General features: G+C 65.4%; 21 protein-coding genes and 1 pseudogene. 20 read left to right on the plus strand and 2 right to left on the minus strand.

What is annotated here, in order from left to right; translation table 11 throughout:
• Positions 1–670 precede the first annotated feature (670 nt).
• From AC1DWT_RS18500 to AC1DWT_RS18530, 7 genes are all read left to right on the plus strand, one after another.
• Positions 671–2,131, plus strand: coding sequence for a glyceraldehyde-3-phosphate dehydrogenase (locus tag AC1DWT_RS18500; RefSeq protein WP_072947279.1), 1,461 nt, complete (start codon positions 671–673; stop codon positions 2,129–2,131).
• A 346-nt stretch (positions 2,132–2,477) separates the two neighbouring features.
• Positions 2,478–2,798, plus strand: coding sequence for an LAGLIDADG family homing endonuclease (locus AC1DWT_RS18505; RefSeq protein WP_373560136.1), 321 nt, complete (start codon positions 2,478–2,480; stop codon positions 2,796–2,798).
• Positions 2,799–3,417: 619 nt separating this feature from the next.
• Entirely contained in the window at positions 3,418–4,926 is a 1,509-nt protein-coding gene (locus AC1DWT_RS18510) for an aminobutyraldehyde dehydrogenase (RefSeq protein WP_083395701.1), read from the plus strand.
• Between the two features lie 49 nt (positions 4,927–4,975).
• The gene (locus AC1DWT_RS18515) at positions 4,976–6,244 is read left to right on the plus strand and encodes a D-arabinono-1,4-lactone oxidase (protein ID WP_206013977.1); all 1,269 of its coding nucleotides are present in this window, start codon (positions 4,976–4,978) and stop codon (positions 6,242–6,244) included.
• Positions 6,245–6,263: 19 nt separating this feature from the next.
• Positions 6,264–7,898, plus strand: coding sequence for an APC family permease (locus AC1DWT_RS18520; RefSeq protein ID WP_072947277.1), 1,635 nt, complete (start codon positions 6,264–6,266; stop codon positions 7,896–7,898).
• Positions 7,899–8,047: 149 nt separating this feature from the next.
• Positions 8,048–8,782: a cache domain-containing protein gene (locus AC1DWT_RS18525; protein ID WP_143051431.1), complete on the plus strand. Its 735-nt coding sequence runs from the start codon at positions 8,048–8,050 to the stop codon at positions 8,780–8,782.
• Positions 8,783–8,930: 148 nt separating this feature from the next.
• Positions 8,931–9,617: a FadR/GntR family transcriptional regulator gene (locus AC1DWT_RS18530; protein ID WP_167372189.1), complete on the plus strand. Its 687-nt coding sequence runs from the start codon at positions 8,931–8,933 to the stop codon at positions 9,615–9,617.
• 163 nt (positions 9,618–9,780) lie between these two features.
• Here AC1DWT_RS18530 and AC1DWT_RS18535 read toward each other — a convergent pair whose 3' ends face one another.
• A complete protein-coding gene (locus AC1DWT_RS18535) occupies positions 9,781–10,086 on the minus strand; it encodes a LysR substrate-binding domain-containing protein (protein ID WP_095861535.1) in 306 nt (101 codons plus the stop codon).
• A 14-nt stretch (positions 10,087–10,100) separates the two neighbouring features.
• Between AC1DWT_RS18535 and mmsA the strand changes: the two are divergent.
• The 13 genes and pseudogenes from mmsA to AC1DWT_RS18600 form a co-directional block, all read left to right on the plus strand.
• Positions 10,101–11,236, plus strand: a pseudogene (gene mmsA / locus AC1DWT_RS18540) (CoA-acylating methylmalonate-semialdehyde dehydrogenase); the annotation flags it as partial.
• Complete coding sequence (locus AC1DWT_RS18545) at positions 11,229–11,768, plus strand: enoyl-CoA hydratase/isomerase family protein (protein ID WP_095861536.1); 540 nt, start codon at positions 11,229–11,231, stop codon at positions 11,766–11,768. The pseudogene mmsA and the gene AC1DWT_RS18545, both read left to right, overlap by 8 nt.
• Positions 11,769–11,860: 92 nt before the next feature.
• The gene (locus tag AC1DWT_RS18550; RefSeq protein WP_206013976.1) at positions 11,861–12,742 is read left to right on the plus strand and encodes a LysR family transcriptional regulator; all 882 of its coding nucleotides are present in this window, start codon (positions 11,861–11,863) and stop codon (positions 12,740–12,742) included.
• 204 nt (positions 12,743–12,946) lie between these two features.
• Positions 12,947–14,161: a CaiB/BaiF CoA transferase family protein gene (locus AC1DWT_RS18555; protein ID WP_477921662.1), complete on the plus strand. Its 1,215-nt coding sequence runs from the start codon at positions 12,947–12,949 to the stop codon at positions 14,159–14,161.
• A complete protein-coding gene (locus AC1DWT_RS18560; RefSeq protein ID WP_095861539.1) occupies positions 14,158–14,526 on the plus strand; it encodes a YidH family protein in 369 nt (122 codons plus the stop codon). Before AC1DWT_RS18555 ends, AC1DWT_RS18560 begins: the two co-directional genes overlap by 4 nt.
• A gap of 31 nt (positions 14,527–14,557) precedes the next feature.
• Positions 14,558–14,866: a DUF202 domain-containing protein gene (locus AC1DWT_RS18565; protein WP_241031395.1), complete on the plus strand. Its 309-nt coding sequence runs from the start codon at positions 14,558–14,560 to the stop codon at positions 14,864–14,866.
• A gap of 140 nt (positions 14,867–15,006) precedes the next feature.
• Positions 15,007–16,140: a thiolase family protein gene (locus tag AC1DWT_RS18570; RefSeq protein WP_206013974.1), complete on the plus strand. Its 1,134-nt coding sequence runs from the start codon at positions 15,007–15,009 to the stop codon at positions 16,138–16,140.
• 27 nt (positions 16,141–16,167) lie between these two features.
• A complete protein-coding gene (locus AC1DWT_RS18575) occupies positions 16,168–17,313 on the plus strand; it encodes an acyl-CoA dehydrogenase family protein (RefSeq protein ID WP_206013973.1) in 1,146 nt (381 codons plus the stop codon).
• 13 nt (positions 17,314–17,326) lie between these two features.
• Complete coding sequence (locus tag AC1DWT_RS18580; RefSeq protein ID WP_095861542.1) at positions 17,327–18,325, plus strand: NAD(P)H-dependent flavin oxidoreductase; 999 nt, start codon at positions 17,327–17,329, stop codon at positions 18,323–18,325.
• 136 nt (positions 18,326–18,461) lie between these two features.
• The gene (locus AC1DWT_RS18585; protein ID WP_477921689.1) at positions 18,462–19,118 is read left to right on the plus strand and encodes an enoyl-CoA hydratase/isomerase family protein; all 657 of its coding nucleotides are present in this window, start codon (positions 18,462–18,464) and stop codon (positions 19,116–19,118) included.
• Positions 19,109–21,412 carry an acyl-CoA dehydrogenase gene (locus tag AC1DWT_RS18590; RefSeq protein WP_477921666.1) on the plus strand — a complete coding sequence of 768 codons (2,304 nt, stop codon included), beginning with the start codon at positions 19,109–19,111 and terminating at the stop codon, positions 21,410–21,412. The genes AC1DWT_RS18585 and AC1DWT_RS18590 overlap by 10 nt, the downstream gene beginning before the upstream one ends.
• Before the next feature lie 150 nt (positions 21,413–21,562).
• Positions 21,563–22,993, plus strand: a complete 1,431-nt coding sequence (locus AC1DWT_RS18595; protein WP_206013970.1) for an MFS transporter — start codon at positions 21,563–21,565, stop codon at positions 22,991–22,993.
• 4 nt (positions 22,994–22,997) lie between these two features.
• The gene (locus AC1DWT_RS18600) at positions 22,998–25,058 is read left to right on the plus strand and encodes a 3-hydroxyacyl-CoA dehydrogenase NAD-binding domain-containing protein (protein WP_206013969.1); all 2,061 of its coding nucleotides are present in this window, start codon (positions 22,998–23,000) and stop codon (positions 25,056–25,058) included.
• Positions 25,059–25,062: 4 nt separating this feature from the next.
• Here the strand turns inward: AC1DWT_RS18600 and AC1DWT_RS18605 are convergent, their stop codons facing one another.
• Positions 25,063–25,983, minus strand: coding sequence for a LysR family transcriptional regulator (locus AC1DWT_RS18605; RefSeq protein ID WP_072947263.1), 921 nt, complete (start codon positions 25,981–25,983; stop codon positions 25,063–25,065).
• Positions 25,984–26,009: the final 26 nt, after the last annotated feature.

Below are 26,009 nucleotides of genomic sequence, written 5' to 3' on the forward strand. Positions count from 1 at the left end.
CCTCGATTTTCTGAAGTATCTTCGCGCCTGTTGGACCGGGGAGAAGTTGTATGTGGTGCTCGATAACTTCTCCCCGCACCGACATCCGGCCGTGCGTCGGTGGCCGGCAACGATGTCGAACTCGTGTTCTTACCGACCTACGGGTCGTGGTTGAACTGGATCGAGTCTTCGGTTCACGGCGTTGCGGTACTTCGCGGTGAACGGCACCGATCACCGCAGTCATGCAGGGCCGAACGCAGCGATCGGGGCGTACATGCGGGGCGCAATGCTCGTGCCGAACCGAAAACTCGGTTTGCTCCTGATCCGGTCGTGAGTCACCGATCCGGTCGTGGACCGAGTACCGACTTTGTCGGGCCCCGATTGCTTGACGAACCACCAGATCGGGAACCTACAGCAGCAAGCAGTCGGCAGCTTGCCTGCTTGCTGCCGCCGCACTCCCCTCCTCCTCACTCGGCCTGTTGCCTGCCGGCGTCTCGTCCCACCGGACGTTTCGGCGACCGGCTTGTCGGCCCGACGAAACGCTTCCATATGATGTGTGCGTCGGGCGCGCCGGTGTCCGCGAGTCGCGAAACCGGGTCCGGTGATCCAGGTCACCGCTGGTGGAGCGGTTGCGCTCGCCGGCATCCGACGCAAGGACACGCCACATGAGCCGGGAAGGCAGACAAGCGCAGTGAGCACAGTGGAACTGGCCCAGTGGAACTCCGAGGAAGCTCTCGCGGAGGCAATGATCCCGATCATCGGCGGTCTACACCGTAGACACTCGGTGACCATTCTGCTTCACAGTCGCTCCCTGGTGAACAAATCGGTCATCAGTATCCTGCGAACCCATCGGTTCGCCCGGCAGATCAGCGGCGATGAACTGTCGGTCGAGGAGACGTTCCCCTTCCTCGAAGCGCTCACTCACCTCGATCTTCGGCCCTCGAAGATCGACCTCGGACTGCTGGTGATGGCCTATCGCGCCAACGGTGACGGAGCATCGGTCCCGGAGTTCGTTGCACGGAGCCTCGCCGACCTGGTCGGCGGCGCCCAGACGAGCCCCGCGCAGCCGCAGGACGTGGTCCTGTACGGATTCGGGCGTATCGGTCGCCTCGTCGCTCGACTGCTCATCGAGAAGGCCGGCTCGGGCAATGGGCTGAACCTGCGTGCCGTGGTGGTCCGCAAGGGTGGCAGCGACGATCTGACCAAACGCGCATCGTTGCTGCGCCGTGACTCCGTCCACGGGCAGTTCAACGGCACGATCAAGGTCGACACCGACAACAACACGCTGATCGCCAACGGCAACGTCATCAAGTTCATATACAGCAACGACCCGGAGAGCCTCGACTACACCGAGCACGGCATCGACAACGCCATCCTGATCGACAACACCGGAATCTGGCGCGACCGCGACGGACTGTCGAAGCACCTCCGCCCCGGCGTCGCGAAGGTGGTGCTCACCGCACCCGGCAAGGGAGACGTCCCGAACATCGTGCACGGCGTCAATCACCGCGACCTCGACCCGAACGAGCAGATCGTGTCGTGCGCATCCTGCACCACCAATGCCATCGTCCCGCCGCTGAAGACGATGGACGACGAATTCGGTGTGTCGCGAGGCCACGTCGAGACCGTGCACTCGTTCACCAACGACCAGAACCTCTTGGACAACTACCACAAGGCCGACCGTCGTGGTCGTTCGGCGCCGTTCAACCTCGTGCTCACCGAGACCGGCGCCGCGTCGGCGGTCGCCAAGGCGCTCCCCGAGCTGAAGGCCAAGATCACTGGCAACTCGATTCGCGTTCCCACTCCGGACGTGTCCGTCGCCATCCTCCACCTTCAGCTGGGTCGGGAGACCACCAAGGAGGAGGTGCTCGAGCATCTCAGCCAGGAGTCGCTCACCGGAGCGCTGAGCCGGAACCTCGACTACACCGCTGCAACCGATGCCGTGTCCAGTGACTTCATCGGTTCGCGCGCCGCGTGCATCGTCGACGCGAATGCGACGATCGTCGACGGCGACACCGCCATCCTCTACGTCTGGTATGACAACGAGTTCGGATACTCGTGCCAGGTGGTGCGCACTGTCCAGTACCTGTCCGGTGTGGAGTACCCCATCTACCCCGCGGTCGACGCCGCTGATGCGATGTCCGTGGGCTGACCGGCGGTACCGTAGGTTTGCGACGCCCGGGCCGAGCAGTGGCTGCTCTCCCGGGCGTCGTCGTGTATTCGGTGGGCCTCGCCGCTGAAGGCTCATCGTTCGTATGGTTCTCGACGTTGAAATTTCCGGCACCGAGGCCCGTCGATCCCGAAACCCGCAGCAGCAAGTCAAGCACCAGTAGCCGAAGCCGTAGTTCGAGCGGCGGCGCCATTGCTCTTGGGGTGGCGCCGCCGCTGTGATTGCGAGCGCTTCAGCACGTGGCGAACTCGCGTGGGAATTCGGAGTGCGTCGTCGGTTCTGTACTCGGAGTTTCCTTTTTCGCAGCGTTGTAAATCGTCTCGCCACCGTGTGGCCGCTGAATCGCGAAACATGTTGTAGCAACAAGCAATTAATCGACTCAGGATGCTTGTCATGGACGACCATCGCGGCGTCGACGAGCCGTCGCCTGGTCGACGATGTCGCGATGCTACTGCTGCGGCTCGGTGTTCACGGCCGGATCAAACGGGTCCGTAAGAAGGGCTATCGTGATTGCTGGCACCTGACCATTGCCGGCTCCCAGAACCAGACGCAGTTTCTCTCCGTGGCGGGTGTTCATGGCGCGAGGGGCGAAGCTGCGCGAAGGGTGCGGCCAGCCCGCCATCTGCAATCTGCGGGAGGGGTTCGGTAATCCTGCGCCGCGAGACCGCTTCCTATCGGGATAGTTGCGTCGAGTCGGTTCTGCGGGGTTCGTCCTGCCTGATGGTCGAGATCCATGGTCGGGACGAGCATCGCGGCGGGTCAGCCGACGAGACCGGGCTATGGCTGCCGGGAACCTCACCCGAGCGCGCTTCTCACGCCAACCGTTTCGACGCCGTGGACCGATGGGTGGGCTGGGCGACGCTCTGATACCCACTGATAACCGGGTCGTGCACCGCGGCCGACGGGTGTTGCCATGCCGGCGTCGGCATAGGGGAACTGCCCGATTTGGGCGGAACCGGACAGTTCTGTCGACAGGCGCTCGGGCTACTGCGCAACCGGGGAATGTGGCACCGCACGGCGATTGTCATCATGTCGGGCCCTCGGCTGGAGCGAATTTTCCCAGTTCAAGGGATCTTTTCAAGATGATCTTGCAGCAAAACGTTGACGTGGCCGCCATCACAGTGAAAGATGCTCATATGAAACTTTAATTCGAATCTTTTATTGGCGGATGAGGAACGCATCCGTTCCTCATGGCTCCCCTCGGTAGAACTCCCCGTGGATCGCGCTTCGGAATCCACGACAATCACCCACTGCGGAAGGCAAGTTTCATGACCCAGACTGTCGCGTCGACCCCCACCCAGGTCCGTCGCGGTGACGGCACCTCACTCGTGTCGGCCGAAGACTTTGCACCTCGCAGGCACTTCATCGCAGGCGAGTTTGTCACCGGCGCTAGCGGTGCATCCATCGACGTCGTCAACCCGGCTGACGGCTCGGTGCTCACCACGGTTCTCGAAGGCACCGCCGACGACGTCGACAAGGCGGTCGACGCAGCCCTTGCCGCGAAAGCCGGCTGGGCGCGGCTGGTCCCGAAGGAACGCGCCGAGATCCTGCACAAGATCGCCGATCGCCTCGCCGGCAACGCAGACCTCCTCGCCCGGCTCGAATCGGCGAACACCGGTAAGCCGCTGATGGTTTCGCAGGACGATGTCTCCGGATCGATCGATACGTTCCGGTTCATGGCGGGGGCGTCCCGGGCCATCACCTCCCAGGCTGCCGCGGACTATGCCGAAGGGCACCTGTCGGTCATCCTCCGTGAACCCCTGGGTGTCGTCGGTGTCGTCACGCCCTGGAACTACCCGCTGCTGATGGCGGCGTGGAAGATCGCCCCCATCCTCGCCGCCGGCAACACTATGGTCATCAAGCCGTCCGAGCAGACGCCGCTGACCACCCTCAAGTTCGCCGAACTGGTCGCGGACCTGCTTCCCGCCGGTGTGTTCAACGTCGTCACCGGCTACGGTCCCGTCGTCGGAAACCGGCTGTCCGGGCATCCCCAGATCGACATGATCGCCCTGACCGGATCCGTCGGCAGTGGAAAGGCGGTGGCGCAGAAGGCAGCCGAATCCCTCAAACGCGTGCACCTCGAACTCGGCGGCAAGGCGCCGGTCATAGTCTTCGACGACGCCAACCTCGAGGAGGCCGCGACGTCCCTGCGCGCGGCCGGCTACTGGAACTCCGGCCAGGAATGTGGCGCGGGATGCCGGGTGCTGGTGCACGAATCGGTTGCCGAAGAATTCACCGAGCACCTGGTCCGCGAGGTCGGATCACTGGTCGTCGGCGAGCCCGGCGCCGGTGACGACATCGAGATCGGCCCCCTGGTTTCGAAGGCGCACTTCGATCGGGTTTCCGGATTCCTCACGCGGGCAAGCGAACAGGGTATCCGTGCCGCACTCGGCGGCGCCCCGATCGACGGCCCCGGCTACTTCGTGCCGCCCACCGTCCTGGTCGACGTTCCCGACGGAGCCGAATGCTCCCGGGAAGAGATCTTCGGCCCCGTCGTCACCGTCGAAACCTTCACCGACGAGAACAACGCCATCGACCGCGCCAACGACGTGCCCTACGGTCTCGCCGCCTCGGTGTGGACCGAAAACGCCCGCCGCAGTCACGACCTGCCCGCCCGACTCGACTTCGGGACGGTCTGGGTCAACTCCCACCTCGTCCTGGCCAACGAAGTGCCGTGGGGCGGTTTCAAGGGGTCCGGCTACGGCCGCGACCTGTCGATCTACGCACTCGACGACTACTCCCGCACCAAGCACGTGATGCACAACCACAACCGCTGACCATCCCCGATAGTCCACCCACACCTCTCGAGTAAAGGTTCACACAGACATGCCTACCAAGCTCTACGCCACCCCGCCGATCCCRTACGTCACCGAGAAGCCGTGGACGAACTGGGGCGGCAACCAGGCCTGTACGCCCGCATTCACGGTCCGCCCGAAGAACGAGCAGGAGGTCCTCGACGTCGTCCGCTTCGCAATCCGTGAGGGTTTGCCCGTCCGCGCCGTCGGCGCCGGCCACTCCTTTACCCCGATCGTGCAGACCGGCGGTGTGCTCATCGACACCGAACTGCTTACCGGCGTGACCGGAACCGACACCACCAAGAACCGTGCCCGCGTCCTCGGCGGCACCCGTATCAGCGACATGGGCGCACCCCTGTGGGACGCCGGGCTGTCCCTGTCGAACCAGGGCGATATCGACAAGCAGTCGATCTCCGGTGCCATCGCGACCGCCACCCACGGCTCCGGCATCAACCTGGGCAGTTTCTCCTCCCGTCTCCGCTGGGCCCGAATCATCAACGGCCACGGCGAGGTTGTCGAAGTAGACGAGAACGATCTGAACACCCTGCGCGCCGCCCAGGTCGCGATCGGCACTCTCGGCATCATGACCGAGGTCGAACTCGAGGTGTCGCCGCGCTACCACATCAAGGAAGAGATCACCTTCCCGACGTGGGACGAGACCAAAGCCGGGTGGGACCAGAACATCGCCGACTACCGGCACTACTCGTTCATCTGGTGCCAGGCCGACGACTCGGCCGCTCTGTACGAACTGCCCACCCCGGCCGGTGAATCGATGGTCAACCGCACCTACACCAAGAAGTACGTCGCCGCGAACCTCGACGAGGCCGGCGAGATCGTCACCACCGAGAACCGTCGCGCCGACCGGGCATACAAGATCTACGCCGGCGGGTACATGATCCCCTTCCACGAACTCGAGTACTACGTATCCGCCGAAAAGGGCTTGGCCGCAGTCGAAGCCGTGCAGAACCTGTTGACGACCAAGCACACCGCCGAGCGCTACCCGATCGAGGTCCGCTGGGTCCAGGGCGACGACGCCTACTTGTCCCCGTTCTACAAGCGCGACACGACCGTGCTGTCGGTCTCCGGCGCCCCCGGCACGGACTACTGGCCCTACCTACGCGACCTCGACGCGCTTCTCGAGGACTTCGATGCCCGCCCGCACTGGGGCAAGATCCACTTCCTCACCCGCGACCGCATCGAGAAGATGTACCCCGAATACGACAAGTTCGTCGCCGTGCGCCGAGAGTTCGACCCCGACGGCGTCTTCCTCAACGACAATCTGCGTTCCCTCGTAGGCTAACCGGACGGATGACTACGTCATGACCACTACGCAACCGTCACACCATGGTTCCGACGAGGGCGGCGTCGACGAGTACGGCTACAACCAGAAGCTCGACCGAAGCATCGGCAAGTTCGCCAGCTTTGCCGCCGGCGTCAGCTACATCTCGATCCTGACCGGTGTCTTCGGGCTCTTCTACGTCGGCTTCGGCACCGGCGGCCCGGCCTACGCCTGGTCGTGGCCGATGGTCTTCGTCGGCCAGCTCATGGTCGCGCTCTGTTTCGCCGAGCTCGCCAGCCGCTACCCGGTCGCCGGGTCGGTCTACAACTGGGCGAAAAAGCTTGCCTCACCGACCACATCGTGGATGGCGGGCTGGCTGCTACTGACCTCCTCGATCGTGACCGTCGGCGCGGTCGCGCTGGCGTACCAGATCACGCTCCCGCAGATCTGGTCCGGTTTCCAGATCGTCGGCGACGGCACCGGCGAACACGACTTCTCCCTCAACGGTGTGCTGCTGGCCGGGGCGCTGATCGTGTTCACCACCCTGGTGAACGCGTTCGGAGTCAAGTTGACCGCGCTGATCAACAGCGTGGGTGTGTTCGTCGAGCTGATCGCGGCGGTGCTGCTGGTGATCATCCTCGGTGTGCACGTCGTCCGGGGACCCGGTGTACTCCTCGAGACACACGGACTGGGAGAAGGCCACTCGCTCGGCTACTTCGGGGTATTCCTGGTCGCGTCCCTCGCCTCGGCGTGGGTCATGTACGGATTCGACACGGCGAGCTCGCTCGGCGAAGAGACCAAAGACCCGAAGAAGACCGCGCCCCGCGCGATCATCCGGGCCATCACCGCCTCGTTCCTGCTCGGTGGCGCCATCTTGTTCTTCGGCATCCTCGCCGCACCCGATCTGAGCGATCCGCAGCTGGGATCGCCGTCCGGTGGTCTGCAGTACGTGATCCTCTCGCTGCTCGGTGGGACCCTGGGCAAGCTGTTCCTGATCTGCATTGCGGTGGCAATCACAGTGTGCACGTTGGCTATTCAAGCTGCCGCGGTGCGCATGGTGTTCGCCATGGCGCGGGACAATAATCTGCCGTGCGGTCGCTGGCTCGCTCACGTGCACCCCGAGCGTAAGACGCCGGCGAATGCGTCGATCACCGTCGGTGTGCTGGCAATTGCGATCTTGGTGCTGATGATCACCCAGCCGCAGATCTACGTCGTGCTCTCGGCGATCGGCATCGTCCTGATCTACGCGGCGTACCTGCTGGTCACCGGTCCGATGCTGCGGAACCGGTTGCGGGGCCGGTGGCCGCTGCCGGGCGCACCCGCACAGGACGAGTTCTCGCTCGGACGGCCCCTCGGCCTGGTGGTCAACGCCATCGCTGTGGTCTGGGGTGCCGCCATGATCGTGAATCTGGTCTGGCCTCGCGCCGAGGTCTACAACCCCGCCGCGCCGTTCCACTGGTACCTGCAGTGGTCGGGAGTTCTGATTCCGGCGCTGCTCACCGTGGGTGGCCTGGTGCTCTACCGGGTACGGATCCGGCACCGGACCGGGATTCTGGCAGAGCACGCCGCGGTCGTCACGCCCGCCTCGAGCGGGCCGGCCTCGCAGGCACCGTTAGAAACGGACCTGTCCGAGCCCAGCGACGTCGACCCGGTCGAACCCGTGCAGCGGGTCTGAGTCACGGCGCCGTGTGGGAGCGGAACGTGGGGGTCGCGGTGCCATCGGTCGGTGGCACCGCCGCCTCCGCGATCGAAGCAAGTCGACATGGGTGTGCAGGTACATTCCCCGTGTACAGGATCGGCGATGATGGTGGTGGGAGCGCAGACGTGAACGACGAGGAGCTGAACGCACTGCTCGAAACGACCGCTGCCGCGATCGGCAAGAGGATCGACGGCCTCTTCCAGTTCGTCGCCGAAGTACGTGCCCGGGTCGACGACGTCGCCGCCCGCGCGGCCGAGCACCGCAAGCCACTCGACCGCACTGCACTCGCCACCATCCGCCCGCTGGTGCAGAACATCCTCCAGCGCGACGAACCGCTCCTCGAAGGGATTGGGGTGGCCGTCGGGCGAGAAGCCCTCGTCGACACCCCGCGATGGCTCGAATGGTGGCGACGAGACACTGCGGACAGCAGTCACTTCGTCCGGCACATTCTCAACCCCGACGCGGTCGGATTCTACGACTACCAGTCACGAGAATGGTTCGTCCACCCGATCGAACAGCAACGCCCCCTGGCTATCGGACCGTACGTCGATGCCGGCGGCATCGAGGTCTGCACGGTTACCTTGACGATGCCTCTGCCGCTCGCCACGGGTGACGTGAGCGTGGTGGGCGGAGACCTGTCCATACCGGCGATGGAACATCTCCTGCTCGAGAGCCTGGGAACCCTGCGCCCGCCGATCGCCTTGGTCGCGGCGAACGACCGTGTCATCGTTTCCAACAGTGCGCGATACGTCACCGGATCCCGCCTGCGGCCCAACACGACAGTGGTGCGCACCGTCCCCGTTCCCTCCCCGGACCCCGAGCGGCTGCGCTGGCGACTACTGGTGCTGGACAACTCATGACTGACCAGGTGTGACTCAGATGCTTCCGGGTTTGTCCTATTCTGAATCAGTGACCGGTCTCGAGCATCTCGACACTCGAGCCCCCTTTGCTCTGGTAGCGCTTCTGCGGACCAGTGAATTCGACGGTGCGAGCAGACCGGATCAGGTCATGCATCAGCTCGAGACCGCAATCGCCGTCGGACTCATCGGGGTCGGCGAACGACTGCCCCCCGAGCGGGAACTTGCTGCGCAGCTCGGCGTGACCATGCTGCAGATCCGCCACGCCCTGGCCACGTTGCGCGACCGCGGTCTGATCGAAACGCGACGCGGACGCGGCGGCGGCAGCATCGTCTGCGATACCTCCGCTGTCAGCCGTGAGGAAGTAGAACGCCGACTGCGTGAACGTAGCACCGAGGAACTGCGAGACCTCGGGGATCTGTCCGGATCGCTGGCCGGAGCGGCGGCCCGGTTCGCTGCCGCCCGGGCCGACGGCCCCGAGATCGACCGTCTCGAGCTGCTCGCCTCTCAGTTCCGCGAAGCCGAGAGCGTACAGGATCTGCGCCGAGCCGACAGCCGTTTCCATATCGGACTGGCGATCGCCGCCCAGTCGCGGCGCCTGGCCACCGCGACGGTGCAGATCCAAGGCGAGCTCGCACCGCTACTGTGGGCGCCTTCGGACGTGGGGGTCGACACCACCGATGCCGCCACCGCCCACGCCGCCATTCTCGAAGCCATCACCGACGGCGACGAATTCCGCGCCCAGGAAACGGCCATAGCTCACGGCGCACACGAGACCGAATTGCTCATCGAGGCTCGCCTCGAACTGATGATGAATCGGGCACTCGACGGTCGCTGAAGTCTGCCGGTCGCTCATCGCGGGCCCGGATGAACAGGTACTTTATGGCGGCGCTACTGGAATCCCTTTGAGGGGAGCGGGCGTTTGAACGTTTCGGGTATGCGATTGTCCTTCGGCTCCGGTCATCCGACGCGGGTGATCAAGCTGTCGTGGTTCGCGTCGATTATCGCAGTGTCGCGATGGTGGTTCGGACCCTGGCGCGCCGTTGCAGTTCTCGCGGCACGATCAGCCAGTACTTGCGCAGTACGGTGACCTCCTCGGGCAGTATCCGCACCAGCGTCGGGTCCGGGTCGCCGACGTAGAGGGGGAGGGCGGAGACGCCGAGGCCGGCGGCGGTGGCGGTCCACTGGCCGGTGATGTTGTTGGTCTGGATGCGTGTGCGGTGCCCGGGCAGGACTTCGTCGAGGATGCGCAGCGCCGGAACGTCGAGCAGGGAGTCGACGTACCCGATCAGCGGATGGTCGTGCAGGTCGAGGACGTGAGCTGAAGGGTGAGTTCTCCGAGAATGTCGGCCGAGCCGTCGACGGGGTCACCTTCTGCCAACCGCTCGGCGTCGTCGCCGGGATCTCCCCGTTCAACTTCCCCGCCATGGTCCCGATGTGGATGTTCCCCGTCGCCCTCGCCTGCGGGAACACGTTCGTGATGAAGCCGTCCGAGAAGGACCCCACCCTCAGTGTCGAACTTGCCCRGCTGCTCACCGAGGCCGGCCTGCCGGACGGGGTGTTCAACGTCGTGCACGGCGACAAGATCGCCGTCGACGTGCTCGCCCACCAGCAGGTGGAGGCGGTCAGCTTCGTTGGCTCCACCCCGATCGACGAGTCCATCCACAGCACCGCCGCCGCGCAGGGCAAACGCGTTCAGGCCCTCGGCGGGGCGAAGAACCACATGGTGATCATGCCCGACGCCGACCTCGACCAGGCCGTGTCCGCGCTGATGGGGGCCGCCTACGGTTCCGCCGGGGAACGGTGCATGGCGATCTCCGTCGCCGTGCCGGTCGGGGAGGGCACCGCGAACGCGCTGCGCGCGGTTGATCGCCGCCCTGGCCGATCTGAAGGTCGGGCCCGGCACCGACCCCGAGGTGGAGATGGGTCCGCTGGTGACGGGGGTGCGCCGCGACAAGGTCGCCTCCTACATCGACATCGGGGTCGAGGAGGGCGCCGAGCTGGTCGTCGATGGGCGGAAGAGTATTCCGGCGGCCGGTGGGGAGGGGTTCTTCCTCGGCGGCACCCTGTTCGACCACGTCACCCCGACCATGCGGATCTACCTTGAGGAGATCTTCGGGCCGGTGTTGTCCGTCGTGCGCGCCCAATCCTTCGAGGAGGCAATGCAGTTGGTCAACGACCACGAATTCGGCAACGGCCGCCATTTTCACCGCCGACGGTAACACCGCCCGCACCTACCTCGCGCAGTTCAAGGCCGGCATGGTCGGTATCAACGTCCCGATCCCGGTGCCGATGGCGTTCCACTCCTTCGGCGGCTGGAAGCGGTCGCTGTTCGGTGACCACCACATCCACGGCCCCGAGGGCGTCCGGTTCTACACCCGCAACAAGACCGCCACCACCCGCTGGCCCAACGACTCCCAGGTCCGCGCCGACTTTTCCATGCCTACCCATGAGTGACGGAGCGACCGTGACCACCGCCGCTCTCGCCGACACCGTCCGCGCCGAACGGCGCGGCGACATCGGCGTCATCACCCTCGACCGGGTCACGGCCCTCAACGCCCTGAACACCGAGATGGTGGACACCCTCGACATGGTGCTGGCCGAGTGGGAGAACGCCGGCCTTCGGGCCGTGGTGCTCGACAGCGCCAGCCCGAAGGCGTTCTGCGCGGGCGGTGACATCCGCGCCGTTCGGCAGAACAGCCTGGCCGGCGACCCGGAGGCGAGCGAGCGGTTCTTCGCCACCGAGTACCGCCTCAACGCCCGCATCGCCGACTACCCGGTCCCGTTCATTTCGCTCATCGACGGCATCTGCATGGGCGGCGGGATGGGCCTGTCGATTCACGGGACCTTCCGATCGACGAGACCCCCCAATATCGACATCTCGGCGATCCTCAACGGCGCCACCACACCCGAGCAGGAGCGAGCCGTTGCTTTCGCCAGAGACGTGCGATGCGGACTGGCCGACGGTGAATTGCGAACAGGCGAGTAGCACCGCTTCCATCGGGCGTCTCGACTCCCACCGCAACATCGGCCGAATATCGACATTCCAGGATCTTCCGAGGCCGAATATAATCAAGGCTTATGGATAGGCGGCACATCGTGCATTTCCTCGCCGTCGTGGACGAGGGATCCATCTCGGCTGCCGCTCGCAAATTGGGTTTGAGTCAGCCCTCGGTGTCGCAGACGATCCACGAACTCGAGCGGGAGCTGGAGTGCACGCTGTTCACCCGCGGCCGCGGGATGAGCGCGACGTCGAATGGGCGCGCGCTGATCGGACCGGCGCGGTCGGCGTTACGTGCTCTGGACACGGCGCGTTGGGCGATCGAGGACGTCTCGGAGTTGAAGTCCGGCGAACTCGACATCGGCAGTGTCGTCAATCTCGCGGTCGACCCGCTCGTCGATCTGGTGAAGCGATACCGGGCCCGCCATCCGGGAGTGACGATCCACATTCGCCGGGTGCACGTCGGTGCGCGTGGGTTCGACGATCTGGCCCGCGGTCACGTCGAACTGCTCCTGACGGAGTATCCACCGGCGGCGACCGGCTATCAGGAGGTTCCATTCGGGGAGCGCCCGCTCGTCGCCGTGTTCCCGCCGGGCACGCCACTCGCCGATCGTCCGATGAGGATCGAGGAACTGGCCGATCGGGAGGTCATCTCCGCACCCTTTCCCGGTGCCATCGGACGCGCGCACATGAACCGGCTGCTGGCTGCCCGCGGATTGGGCAACTTGGTCCCGGTGCTGGAGACCGCGCATCGGCACGCGGTGATACCGCTCATCCTGGCTGGGGTGGGCGGCACGATTCTGCACGGGACCGAGGCGGATCTCGCGGCGCGGCTCGGCGCCGTCGTTCGGCCGCTGGATGTGAGTCTCCCGACCGGTCATGCGCTGTACTACCGCTCCGACGAACTGTCGCCGGCTGCGCGTGCGTTCGTCGCGCTGGTGCGGGAGTCGACGGTGGCGTGACTCAGCCGGGGCAAGGCATAAGTGGTACCTATGTTTTGTATCGGGTGATTGCGTCTATACCTCTGTGTGGATCGATCGTAGGGTCGAAGGTGCATGGAGGGATGGCCGCGTACCGCGGATGGTCCCCAATGTGCTGCGGGATCGGTGTTCTCACACCGCCGTGCATGCATCTGACCTGAACCCTGCTCGCGATCGGACCCGCTGATGATTCACCGCCCACTCGAAGGAATCCGCGTTGTCGACTTCGGCCAATTCGTCGCCGCGCCCGGCGCATCACAATCTCTCGTCGATCTCGGCGCCGAGGTAATCAAGGTCGAACCGCCGGAGGGTGACTGGGTTCGCTCGGGCACATCGTTCGGTGAATCCATCCTGCGCGCGTACAACCGAGGAAAACGATCGATTGCACTCGATCTCAAAGACTCTCGTGGCCTGGAGGTGGCCGAGCGCCTGGTTTCCGACGCCGACGTCGTCATCCAGAATATGCGTCCAGGTGCGATGGAGGCGCTGGGGCTCGGCCCGGACCGGGTCCGGGAGTTGAACCCGCGTGCCATCTACGCGACGGTCAGCGGCTTCGGTCTCCACGGACCTTCGCGCCACCGGCCCGGACTCGATATCGCGGCGCAGGCCGAAAGCGGGTTGATGGCCATCACCGGTGAGCTCGGCGGGCGGCCGTTGCGGGTGGGAACGACCATCGTGGATGCGGCCACGGCGCACGTACTGACCGAAGCCGTCCTCGCGGCGCTGCTCGAGCGTGAGCGTTTCGGGCGGGTTGCAGCTGTCGAGGTCTCCCTGCTCGAGGTTGCTCTGCACCTACAGTCGGCGGACTGGACCGGCTACTCGATCACCGGGTCGACGCCGTGTCGCCGTGGCAACGGTCAGCCAGGAGTCGCGCCGGCGGCCGATCTGATCGAAACGTCGGATGGGTACATCGTGCTGTCCGGTTACTCGGCGCAGCATTGGCCGCGACTGTGTGAGGTTCTCGGGCGTGCAGATCTCGCCACCGATCCACGCTTCGCCGACAACGAAGCGCGCGTGGCCAATCGCGAAAAGCTCCTGAGCGAGCTGGCGGTCGCTCTCGGTGGCCGCACCAGCGAGGAATGCGTTCAACTGCTGGCGAGCAATGGCCTCGTCGTCGGGGCTGTCCGTAGCTACGATCAGGTGCGCGAATCCGACGATGTCATCGCCGGTGAGATGTTCACCCGTGGAGAGCACTTCGACGGATCAGCATTCGACGTCGTCCGAGTTCCGTTTCGCCTGGGTGGTGAATGCGAGCGAACGATGCGACGCGTGCCTTCCCTCGGCGAGCACTCCGCTGAAATTGTCACCGGAATCGGTTACAGCGCAGAAGAGTTGGACGCACTGTTGCAGGCGGGCGTTCTCTCGTGCAAGGAGTCGAGTGCGGTCGGGACACCGGCATGACAGTGAGACCCAGGACGAACTCGTTGGCCGGTCTTCGCCAGGGCGTCGACCCCGACCCGCGATTCACGTTGGCAAACGAGCGAACCTATCTCGCCTGGATCCGGACTGCGCTGGCACTCATTGCGGCCGCATTGGCGCTCGAAGCGTTCGGGGGAACCGTCGTGCCGACGACGATTCGTCTACCCGCAGCAATCACGATACTGATCGGTGCTGTCCTGGTTGTCGGGTTGGCATTGTGGCGTTGGCTCCGCATCGAGATTGCCCTTCGCCGTCGGCAGAGCTTGCCGCTACCGGGATCGATTGTCGTGGTGGCCCTTCTGGTTGCCGGTGCCGGCGCCGCCGCGATTGTGGTGCTGATCGGGTGACGACCGGACGCGCGACGGACGGCGTGGGTGTGTGATCACCCACGACGACCCGGGACTGCAACCTGAGCGGACCGCGCTCTCGTGGATCCGGACAACCGCGGCGCTGGCCGTACCCACACTGCTGCTGTTGCGGTTGGGTCCCCCCGTCGTCACGGTGCCGGCCGCCGCGACGGTGATCACCTTCTGCTCGGCCACACTTATCCGTTCTCGTGCGGCGCATTCCGGCCGGATCCGGCAACTTCAGCTCGGCGCAGGAACTCCGAGTGTGATGGAGTGCGTGGTTCTCGGGGGATGTGCGATTCTCGTGGCGGTAGCCGGCATCGCGTCGATCGCGGTGTAGTGCGTGTCCTGCGGGCCCGTGTGATCTGTCCAAACCCATAAGCCGATCCGATCGCAGAATGCGCATTCGCGTCTTTGTGTGACGTGCATGGCGCTGATTGATTTGAGTGTGAGTTGAACAAGGGCGCAAAGGAGCCACACATGCGGGACGCAGTCATCGTCGATGCGGTACGGACACCGGTCGGAAAACGCAACGGATCGCTGGCGGAGATTCATCCAGCGGATCTGTCCGCACACGTGTTGAACGCTCTCGTCGAGCGAACGAATATCGATCCGGGTGTCGTCGACGACGTCGTGTGGGGATGCGTGGGTCAGGTCGGGGATCAGGCGAACAACATCGGCAGGAGCGGCGTACTCGCTGCAGGTTGGCCGACATCGGTTCCGGCGACCACAGTGGACCGCCAGTGCGGGTCCAGCCAACAGGCGCTGCACTTCGCCGCGGCGGGCGTGATTGCCGGTCAGTACGACGTTGCGGTCGCCGGTGGAGTGGAGTCGATGTCGCGGGTTCCCATGGGGACCAGTCGCCACACGGGACAGCCGTTTGGACAGACCGTGCTGGACCGATTCGGAGTCGAGGCGTTCAACCAGGGCATCGGCGCCGAGATGATTGCCGAAAAATGGGCGCTCTCGCGCCGGCGACTCGACGAGTTCGCCGCAGACTCGCACGAGAAAGCCGCCGCTGCGACCGATTCGGGCGCGTTCACCGGCCAGGTCGCCGCTCTGCCCGGCGTGTTGGACTCGGACGAGGGCATTCGGCGCGGTACCACCGCCGACACACTTGCCGGACTGAAGACGTCCTTCAAAGCGGACGGAGCGATCCACGCCGGCAACGCCTCGCAGATCTCGGACGGTGCCGGAGCCCTGCTGGTGACCACGACCGAGAAGGCACGTCAGCTCGGTCTGACACCGATCGCCCGAATCCACACCGCCGTGACAGTGGGTGACGATCCGGTGATCATGCTGACCGGACCGATCCCGGCGACCGCGAAGGTCCTCGAGCGCTCCGGATTGTCGATCGCCGACATCGGCGCATTCGAGGTCAACGAAGCATTCGCCTCGGTGCCTCTGGCCTGGCTCGCGGAGACGGGAGCCGACCCGGCCCTGGTGAACCCGCTGGGCGGCGCGATCGCCGTCGGCCATCCTCTCGGCGGCTCCGGTGCCGTTCTGATGACGAGGCTGGTGCATCACATGCGAGACAACAACATTCGATATGGCTTGCAAACGATGTGTGAGGGCGGCGGCATGGCCAACGCCACGATCGTCGAATTGCTCTGACCACCCGACAGAAGGTGTCTGATTGATATGAAGAGAACCGTATTCAACGAGGACCACGAGACATTCCGCAAAGTGGTCCAGGACTTCCTGGCTCGCGACGTCCAACCGCACTATGAGGCGTGGACCGAGGCGGGCAGGGTCGACAAGACTGTCTTTCACAAAGCCGGCGAGATCGGCATTCCCGGCCTCCAGATACCCGAAGAGTACGGCGGCGCGGGTATCGAGAGCTTCAAATTCAACGCCGTCGTCGCCGAGGAGCTGGCTCGATCCGGCGTCACTCTGGGTGGTCTCGCACTGCAGACCAATGTGCTGCTCCCCTACTTCCTCGAGTACGCAACCGAGGAGCAGCGGCGGCGCTGGCTGCCCGGCATGGCCAGCGGCCACATCGTCGGCGCGATCGCGATGACGGAGCCCGGCACGGGCTCGGACCTGGCGGGCATGGCCACGACCGCACGGCGGGTCGGCGACAATTATGTTCTCAACGGCGCCAAGACCTTCATCACGGGTGGTATCAACTGCGACCTTGTCGTCGTGGTGGCCCGGACCGACAAGGGGGCCGACCGTCGAGACGGGCTGTCCCTGCTGATCGTCGAGGACGGCATGCCCGGGTACGAGCGGGGCCGGAACCTGACGAAGCTGGGTCTGAAAGCGCAGGACACCGCGGAGTTGTCGTTCACCGACGTGCGGGTTCCGGTGGAGAATCTGCTCGGTGAGGAGGGCAAGGCCTTCGGGTACCTCGGGTTCAACCTCCCGCAGGAGCGGCTGTCCACTGCGATCAATGCTCAGGCCAGCGCGGAAACGGCTTTGGATCTGACCGTCGAGTACGTCAAGGAGCGCAAGGCCTTCGGGACAACCATCGGCAGCTTCCAGAACACCAAGTTCGAACTGGCGTCGTGCGCGATCGAAATCGAGGCGGGTCGCGCGATGGTGGACAGGGCGCTCGACGAACTCGACGAGGGCACGCTGACCGCGGCGGACGCGGCGAAGGCCAAGGTCTATTGCACCGAGCTGCAGTCCCGGGTGATCGACCGCTGCCTGCAGTTGCACGGCGGCTACGGGTTCATGATGGAGTACCCGATCGCCCGGATGTATGCGGATGCCCGGGTGACGCGAATCTTCGCCGGTACCACCGAAGTGTGTAAGTCGATTGTCAGCAAGTCGCTGGGTCTGTAGGGGTAGGGAATTCATGCTGAGTACACGATTTACGGAGCTGTTCGGGATCACCCACCCGGTGGTGCAGGGTGGCATGCAGTGGGTCGGGCGTGCCGAACTCGTCGCGGCGGTGGCGAACTCGGGAGCGCTCGGGTTCATCACCGCGTTGACCCAACCCACTCCGGACGCGTTGGCCGCGGAGATCGCCCGCTGTCGCGAGATGACGGACATGCCTTTCGGTGTGAACCTGACGATGCTTCCCTCGATCACTCCGCCGCCGTACGCGGAGTATCGCGACGTGATCATCGACTCCGGTGTGAAGATCGTCGAGACCGCGGGGAACAGTCCGGCAGAGCACATGCCGGCGTTCCTAGCCGCTGGAGTGAAGGTGCTGCACAAGTGCACCAGCGTGCGACATGCAGTGAAGGCCGAGGCGCTGGGCGTCCATGCGCTGAGCATCGACGGGTTCGAATGCGCCGGACATCCCGGTGAGGACGACGTTCCGGGCCTCATCCTGATTCCCGCCGCAGCGCGGGCATTGCGAGTTCCTGTCATCGCGTCGGGCGGCTTCGCGGACGGGCGGGGGCTGGCGGCAGCGTTGGCGCTCGGCGCCGAGGGTGTCAACATGGGCACCCGGTTCATGTGCACGGCGGAGTCGCCGATCCATCGGACGATCAAACAGCAGATTGTCGACGCCACCGAACTCGACACCGAGTTGATATTCCGGTCGCTGCGGAACACGGCCCGCGTCGCGAGCAACACCGTCAGCCGGGAAGTGGTCAGTGCGCTCGCTGGCGGGGGTGCGTTCGACGATATCCGGCACCTTGTGTCCGGTGCGCGCGGCAGAACGGTGTACGAACTCGGCGACCCCGAGGCAGGCATTTGGTCGGCAGGTCTGTCGCAGGGCCTGATTCACGACATCCCCACGGTTGACGAGCTTGTCACGCGGATCGTCGCGGAGGCGGCAGACCTGATCCAGGGTCGGCTCGCCGGTCTCTGTGATCGCAATGCGGCCGTCCTCGTCGACTCCTGATGGTGAGAGCCGGCCCGAACGGCAAACCTGTCGCTCGCGATTCTGGAAGGAATGCCGTGAATACATCTTTTCTACTGGGCTGCAACGTAAGTCGGGTCATCGGGAGTGCGTTGTGAGTCACCCGGAGACCGATTCGGTGCTCCTCCGGCACCATCCGAGCGGGCGGTTGGACATCGAAATGAACCGCCCCGAGCGGAAGAACGCCTTGACTGTCCCGATGGTGATCCAACTAGCGGACGCCCTCGCGGACGCCCGAGGCGACGACACCGTGACGGCAGTGTTGCTGCACGGGGCAGGCGGCTGCTTCAGCTCCGGATTGGACCTCGCCGAGGTGCGCCCGGGGGACCCGGAGATTTCCTCCGCAATCGCCGAACTGCACACATGCCTCGCCGCCCTCGGCAAGCCGTTGATAGGTGCCCTGCAGCGGGCCGCTGTCAACGGCGCTGCGGCGATCGCGCTGGCCTGCGACCTGCTCGTGGTGGGGCAGACGTCGTTCCTGATGGTCGGCGAGGCGGAGATGGGAGTGGCGGCCCCGAACAACCTACGTTGGTTGCTCGCGAAGTACGACGTGAACCAGGCACTGCAACTCACATTGGGATGTGAACGCCACTACGGGCCGGCGCTGCTGCGCCGAAACTTCGCCTACGACATGGTGCCGGACGACCGGGTTCTGGCCCGGGCAACCGAACTCGCCGAGAAAGTGGCCGCCTACCCCCATGGCGGGGGAATCGCGATGAAACAAGCGATCATCGCGCTCGAGGGAATCGCGAAGGAGACAATCGAATGGGAATAGCGACAACCGCGGAACACCGCGCACTTCGCGAGGCGGTTCGGGGCTTTCTCGCCGACACCAGCGGGCCGACCGAAATCCTGCTCGTTCAGGACTCGGAACTCGGCTACCGCCCCGAGATGTGGGCGACGATGGCGGAACAACTCGAACTGCAGGGAATGCTCGTCGACGAAAAGCACGGCGGTTCCGGCGCGGGGATCCGTGACCTCGTCGTCGTCGCCGAGGAATTCGGGCGCTCCGCGGCGTGCAGTCCGTTCTTCTCGAGTTCCGTGCTGACCACGCTCGCGATCGCGGACTGCGCCCAGGAAGCGTGGAGCACCGAGTTGCTGCCGGGTCTCGCTGCGGGCACACGGCTCGGGTGCCTCGCGTTCGCCGATGCCGACGGGTGGTGGCAGGCCGGGACGGAGGCGGTGCGTGCACACCCGGACGGCGACAGCTGGCGGCTCGACGGACGGGCCCACCACGTGCTCTTCGGTCACTGCGCCGACACCGTCGTCGTCGCCGCCCGCACCGAAGAGGGGACCGGACTCTTTCTCGTGGATCCATCGGATCCGAATGTTCGGCGGGTCCGGTGCCCGGCGTTGGACCTGACTCGACCACTGACGACCTTCACCTTCGCCGGGGCGGCGGCGCAACGGATCAGTGGTGCCGTCGACATCTCCGAGGCGCTGTCGAGGGCACTCGACAAGTCGCTCGTCGTGCAGGCTGCGGAGAGGGTCGGCGGAGCTCGCCGGTGCCTTGATCTGACAACCGAATACGCGAAGACCCGAAACCAGTTCGGTCGTCCGGTCGGTGCCAACCAGGCCGTTAAGCACGGGCTCGCCGATCTGATCCGCGCGCTGGAACCGGTCGCCGCTGCGGTCGACGTTGCCGCTCACGCCGCGGATACCGATTCCCCGGAGCTGCCGACACTGGTGAGCCTGTTGTGTGTTGCGGGGCCGGAGAGGTACCTGCAGATCGCCGGAGAAGCCATTCAACTGCACGGCGCGATCGGCTTCACCTGGGAGCACTGGGCTCACATCCATCTCAAGAGGGCGAAGACGGATCAACTGATGTTCGGATCGTCGACGTGGCACCGGGAGCGCCTACTCGCCGGAGCCCTCTCCGCCGCTGCGGTCGAGGGCTGTGTGCGGACCGACGAACCCGCGCCGCTGGCGGAACTGCGCTCCGAGGTCCGCGGGTGGCTGGTCGAGCATGGAACCGAGGGGATGCCACTCGAGTACGCGCAGGAACCGTTCGGGCACGAAGACACCGACACCGAGAAGCGCTGGATCGACCTGCTGCGTCAGGGGCGGTGGTTGTGCCTGTCGTGGCCGGAGGAACACGGTGGGCGGGGCCTGGGTCCGGTCGAAACGCTTGTGGTGGAGGAGGAGTTCGCCCGCGCGGGACTGCGTCGCCCGCAACTCGGCATGGGCGAGATCCTCCTGGCGCCTGCCCTGTTGGCACATGGAAGCGAGGCCCAGAAGCGGCGATTCCTGCCGCGCATCCTGTCGGGCGAAGACACGTGGTGCCAAGGATTTTCCGAACCCGAGACCGGATCCGACCTCGCCTCCCTGCGAACCACCGGAACCGTGGCCGGCGACGAGTTGCGGATCACCGGCGACAAGATCTGGACCAGCCACGGCGATCAGGCCGACATGATGTTCCTGTTGTGCCGCACCGACCGCGACGCGCCGAAACACCGCGGCATCTCGTTCGTGCTCGTTCCCATGACGGACAACGGCGTTTCCGTCGATCCGATCCGGATGGCGTCGKGCGCCAGCGGCTTTGCGCAGGAACACATTACCGATGCCCGAACGCCTCTGAGCAATGTGGTCGGTGGGCTCGGCAACGGTTGGGCGGTCGCGATGACCACACTCGGCGCCGAGCGGGCCGGCAAGGCTGCCACGCAGTACGTCGGCTATCGCCACGAATGGGACGTCCTGGTGGAGCGGCTGGACAAGAACGCGCGACTCGACGACGCGATCGTGCGCCGGCAGTTGGCGGAACTCGTGATCGAGGTCGAACTGATGCGCGCCGTCGGGTCCGTGATCAGCGCCCGGATCGCCGAGGGGCAGTCCGTCGACGAGTTGCTCGCGATCGACAAGATCAACTGGTCGGAATATCACTGCAACTTCGGTTCGACCAGCCTCGAACTTCTCGGTGCTTCGGCTCTGAACCGCCCCGAGGGGGACGGCTATCAACTCGACCCCCTGCAGCGGGTGTTCCTGGAGAGCCGGGGACGCCGGATCGCACGTGGCTCGAATCAGATTCAGCGCACGATCATCGGTGAGCGGATCCTGGGCCTGCCGAAGTAGGGGACCGATCGGTCGCTCCAATCGGTGAGCCGGACGGCATATGTTTCATCGATCGTCGCAATAGGGGTCTGGTCTTTGATGTCTGTGACCCACGTCATTTGAATTGACTTCACTGAATACAATCACAACTGTTGAGGCGGAGGCCTACCTATGACTGTCGCGAACGGCCCACATCGTGCGGACAATTCCGCGGGGACGATGCCCGAGGCCAGGACGCCTGTGGGCGCGCGGACCGCACGCACCGCCTGGAGCATCACCTTTCTCGTGATGATTCTGCAAACGGTGAACTTCGCCGACAAAGCCGTGTTGGGGATTGTCGCCCGACCGTTGTCGGAGGATCTCGGCCTGTCCAACGCCGACATCGGTCTGTTGGGCAGCGTCTTCTACGTTTTGTTCGTCGTGACCGGGCTCCTGGGTGGATTCATCGCCGACCGCGTGAAGATCGTCTGGGTGCTGTTAGTGATGGCACTGCTCTGGTCGCTGGTGCAGATCCCGATCCTGTTGGTCGGAACATTCGGGGCATTACTCGTCAGCAGGGTTCTCCTCGGCGCCGCCGAGGGTCCGGCTGCATCGCTCGTGAACGTCGCGGTGTTCGGCTGGTTCCCCAAGAAAGAACGTGGGCTGCCGTCCGCCGTGGTCTCGTCCGGCTCCTCTCTGGCGAAGATTCTGATGGCTCCCGCGCTGACCCTCATCGTGGCCGCATACGGGTGGAGGGCGGCGTTCATCACCATGATGATCATCGGCGCCGTCTGGGCCGCGGTCTGGCTGGTCGTCGGCAAGGACGGCCCCTACTCCGTGAACAGCGCCCGCGAGCGCGCCAAGACCGGCGACACGGACACGGTGACGCGGGTAAGCATCCTCCGGATCGCGGCGCTCCCCACGTTCTGGGGCGGAGTGCTCGGCATGTTTGCGGTCTACGGCATGGTCGCGGTCGTCCTGACCTGGCTGCCGTCATACTTCGAGGAGGGCCTCGGCTACACCCGGATCAACTCCGGATTGCTGTTCGCGCTGCCCAGCGTCACCGGAATGACCGCGATGTTGCTCGGTTCGTTTGTCACCGACCGTCTGGCAGGACGAGGAACGACGGTGCGGGTGTCGCGCGGGCTCGTGACGGTGGTCGCTCTGGTCTTGTGCGGTGTGTGCCTCGCCGTGATCCCGTTCGTCACCGAATCGTGGATCGCCGTGGCGCTGGTGGTCACCGGCTACGGCGTCGGAGTCGCCACCCTCCCGCTGATGTTCGTCGCCGTGAGTTACATCAGCCCGGATCGTCAGGTCGCGTCGACATTGGGAGTGTTCGTCGCGTTGTTCCAGGCCTCCGGGATCCTGGCCCCGTGGCTCACCGGGTACCTGGTGGACGCGGCACCGACCCCAGCGGACGGGTACACCTCGGCGTTCCAGATACTCGGTGTGGTGGCGATCGTGGGTGCGGTGGTGATGTTCTTGACCATCGACCCGGAGCGGGACCGGGCGCGGATCGCGGCGATCGATCCGCTGACCAACGCCGACGGCTCGGCCGAAGACGAGGAGCTGTATGCCGCCACCCACGGCGAGGAATCCGGGCGAACCAGAGAAGGATCGTGACGCTGTGTCCACGCAGTACAGCGTCGCCGGCAGTGTCGCGATCATTCACCTCGACAATCCGCCTTTGAATGGGCTCTCGCTCTCCACCCGGCAGGGGATTCTGCGGGACTTCACCCGCGCTCTGGACGCACCCGGGATCGACTCGATCGTGTTGACCGGCAATGCCGCCGACTTCTCGGCCGGTGCGGACATCTCCGAAGTCGCCGCACCCCGGTCCGCTGCCGGGCCGTCGCTGCGTGAGTTGATCGAGGCCTTCGAGGACTCGAGCAAACCAGTTGTCGCGGCAATCGAGGGCACCTGTTTCGGCGGCGGCCTCGAGCTCGCTCTGGGCGCGCACTATCGTGTCGCGGCAACGACGGCGAAAGTCGCTCTGCCGGAGGTGAAGCTGGGGCTCGTACCCGGCGCAGGTGGCACCCAGCGACTGCCGCGGGCGCTCGACATGCGGACAGCCGCCGACATGATCACCGGCGGATCGACCCGCACCGCCGGTTCGCTCGCTGCCATCCCCGGGCAGAAGCTGTTCGATCTCGTCGTGGATGCCGATACCGTGGCTGCCGCAATTCGTTTCGCAACCCGGATGGCCGCGAGCGGCCGGCGTCCGCGGATACGTGACCTCGTTGCCGCCGAAGGCGACGACCTGGGGACCCTGCACACGCAACTGACCAAACGGAGTCGAGGGTTCGCAGCTCCCCTGATCGCCCTCGACCTCGTGGAGAGGGCACGCGGCCCCTTCGCGGAGGGGCTCGACGCCGAGCAGGCGGCCTTCCTCGAATTGGTGGGCAGTGATCAGTCGGCGGCGCTGCGGCACGCGTTCTTCGCTGAACGGACTGCGCGGAAGATCCCGGGAATGGCGGCCGGAACGGTCGCACGGCCGGTGCAGAAAGTCGCGGTCGTCGGCGCAGGCACGATGGGCGGCGGCATCGCCATGAACTTCCTCGACGCCGACATCCCGGTCGCCATGCTCGAGACGTCGCAGGAACCGCTCGACCGCGGTCTGGCCACGATTCGCCGCAATTATCAGTCGCAGGTGAACAGGGGAAAGCTGACGCCCGAGGCCCTGGAGAGGCGGATGGGACTGCTCGATCCGACCGTCGACTACGCAGACCTCGCGGACTGCGACCTGGTGATCGAGGCCGTGTTCGAGGACATGGACGTCAAGCGCATGGTATTCACGAAACTCGACGAGGTGATGAAGCGCGGTGCAATCCTGGCGTCGAACACCTCGACGCTCGATGTCGACGTCATCGCCGAGTTCACCGGTCGGCCTGCCAATGTGGTGGGGATGCATTTCTTCAGTCCCGCGAACGTGATGACACTGCTGGAGATCGTTCGAGCGGACAAGACCGCCGACGACGTTCTGGCAACGGCGTCGGCTCTCGGGAGACGCGTCGGCAAGGTGACGGTGGTGGCCGGCGTGTGCGACGGGTTCATCGGCAACCGCATGCTGGCCCGATATCGACGGGCATCGGATCGTCTCCTCGAGGTGGGAGCGTCGCCGGAGCAGATCGACTCCGCCATGGAGGGTTTCGGATATGCGATGGGCCCGTATCGGGCCGGCGACCTGGCCGGCGGCGACATCGGCTGGGCGATTCGCAAGCGGCGCTATGCCGAGAATCCCGCCGCGCCACATAACGAACTGGCCGACCGGCTGTGCGAGATGGGCCGATTCGGGCAAAAGACGGGGGCGGGCTGGTACGACTACGAGCCCGGGCGGCGTGACGCGATCCCGAGTCCGGTCGTGGCAGAGCTGCTCGAGTCGTACTACCGGGACACCGGCATTCGGCGGCAGAGTTTCTCGGCGGAGGAGATCGTGCAGCGACTGGTCTTCGCGCTCGTGGACGAGGGCGCACGGATTCTCGACGAAGGGATAGCGTTGCGTGCCTCCGACATCGACGTGGTGTATCTCGCGGGCTACGGCTTTCCGCGCCATCGCGGTGGACCGATGTTCCACGCCGACGGTGTCGGGCTCGACCGAGTGGAAGAAGCGCTGCGGAGGTTCGACGAAAACACCGAACACGCGCCGTTGTTGACGAGATTGGCGAAGGAAGGAAGAACCTTCAACTGACCCGTTACCGGGTCGTTCCATCGTCCCGGTCCCGTCGGCGGAGGGCCGCGTCGAGGAGCGCGCGCGCAGCGGGGGAGAGCACACCCGGCCGATGCATGACCGCGACCGTGAGAATCACCGGCGGCTCCATTGCCCGTGCCACCACGCCCGGCTCACCGGCGTTGTCGACGACTGCCCTGGTGACCCAGGCCATTCCGGCGCCTGCAGCAACCAGCGGCACGGTGGCCTGGCGATGCGCCGTGACCACACCGAGCGTTGTCCGTCGTGATGCACGGCGTAACGCGGACTCCACCGAGACCCGCCCCTGCGCGCCACCGGTCACCGCGATCACCGGAAGATCGGGGATCTGCTCGAACGGCAGGGGATCGGGGAGACCGTCCGCGATCACCCGCGGAAGGGCGATACACAATTCGTCGGTGCCCAAGCTGTGGGTGTCGAGGTCGCGGCGGTCGGTCACTTCTGTGGAGTCGGCCGGTTCGAGAAACCCGAACCCCAACTCCACGGTGCCGTCGCGCACCGCCCCGGCGACGTCGTTCTCGGACCGAAACTCCCTGATGCGGACGGTAACCGTGCCGTACGCCCGCCTCAGGTCACCGATCAGGTCGGGGAGCGGGGACTCGTAGAGGCCCGCGGTAGTGCCGATATCGACGTGTCCACCATGGAGGCCGGAGAGTTCGGCAACGGAGGCCTGCGCGGTGGCCATGTCCCGGAGTAGTTGCCGGGCAGGAGCAACCAGCGCCGCACCCACCGTCGTCGGAACGAGCCCACGGCCGACACGATGGAACAGGGGGGTGCCCAGATCACGTTCGAGGACGCGGATCGACTGCGACAGAGAGGGCTGCGCGAGGTGGAGCGCGGCGGCCGCGCGGACCACACCGCCGTGTTCGACCACGGCAAGGAAATGCTCGGCCTGCCGGAACTCCATGTCCACCTCCATGCCACCGTGGCCCG

The organism is Rhodococcus sp. P4_B6 (assembly GCF_056402215.1).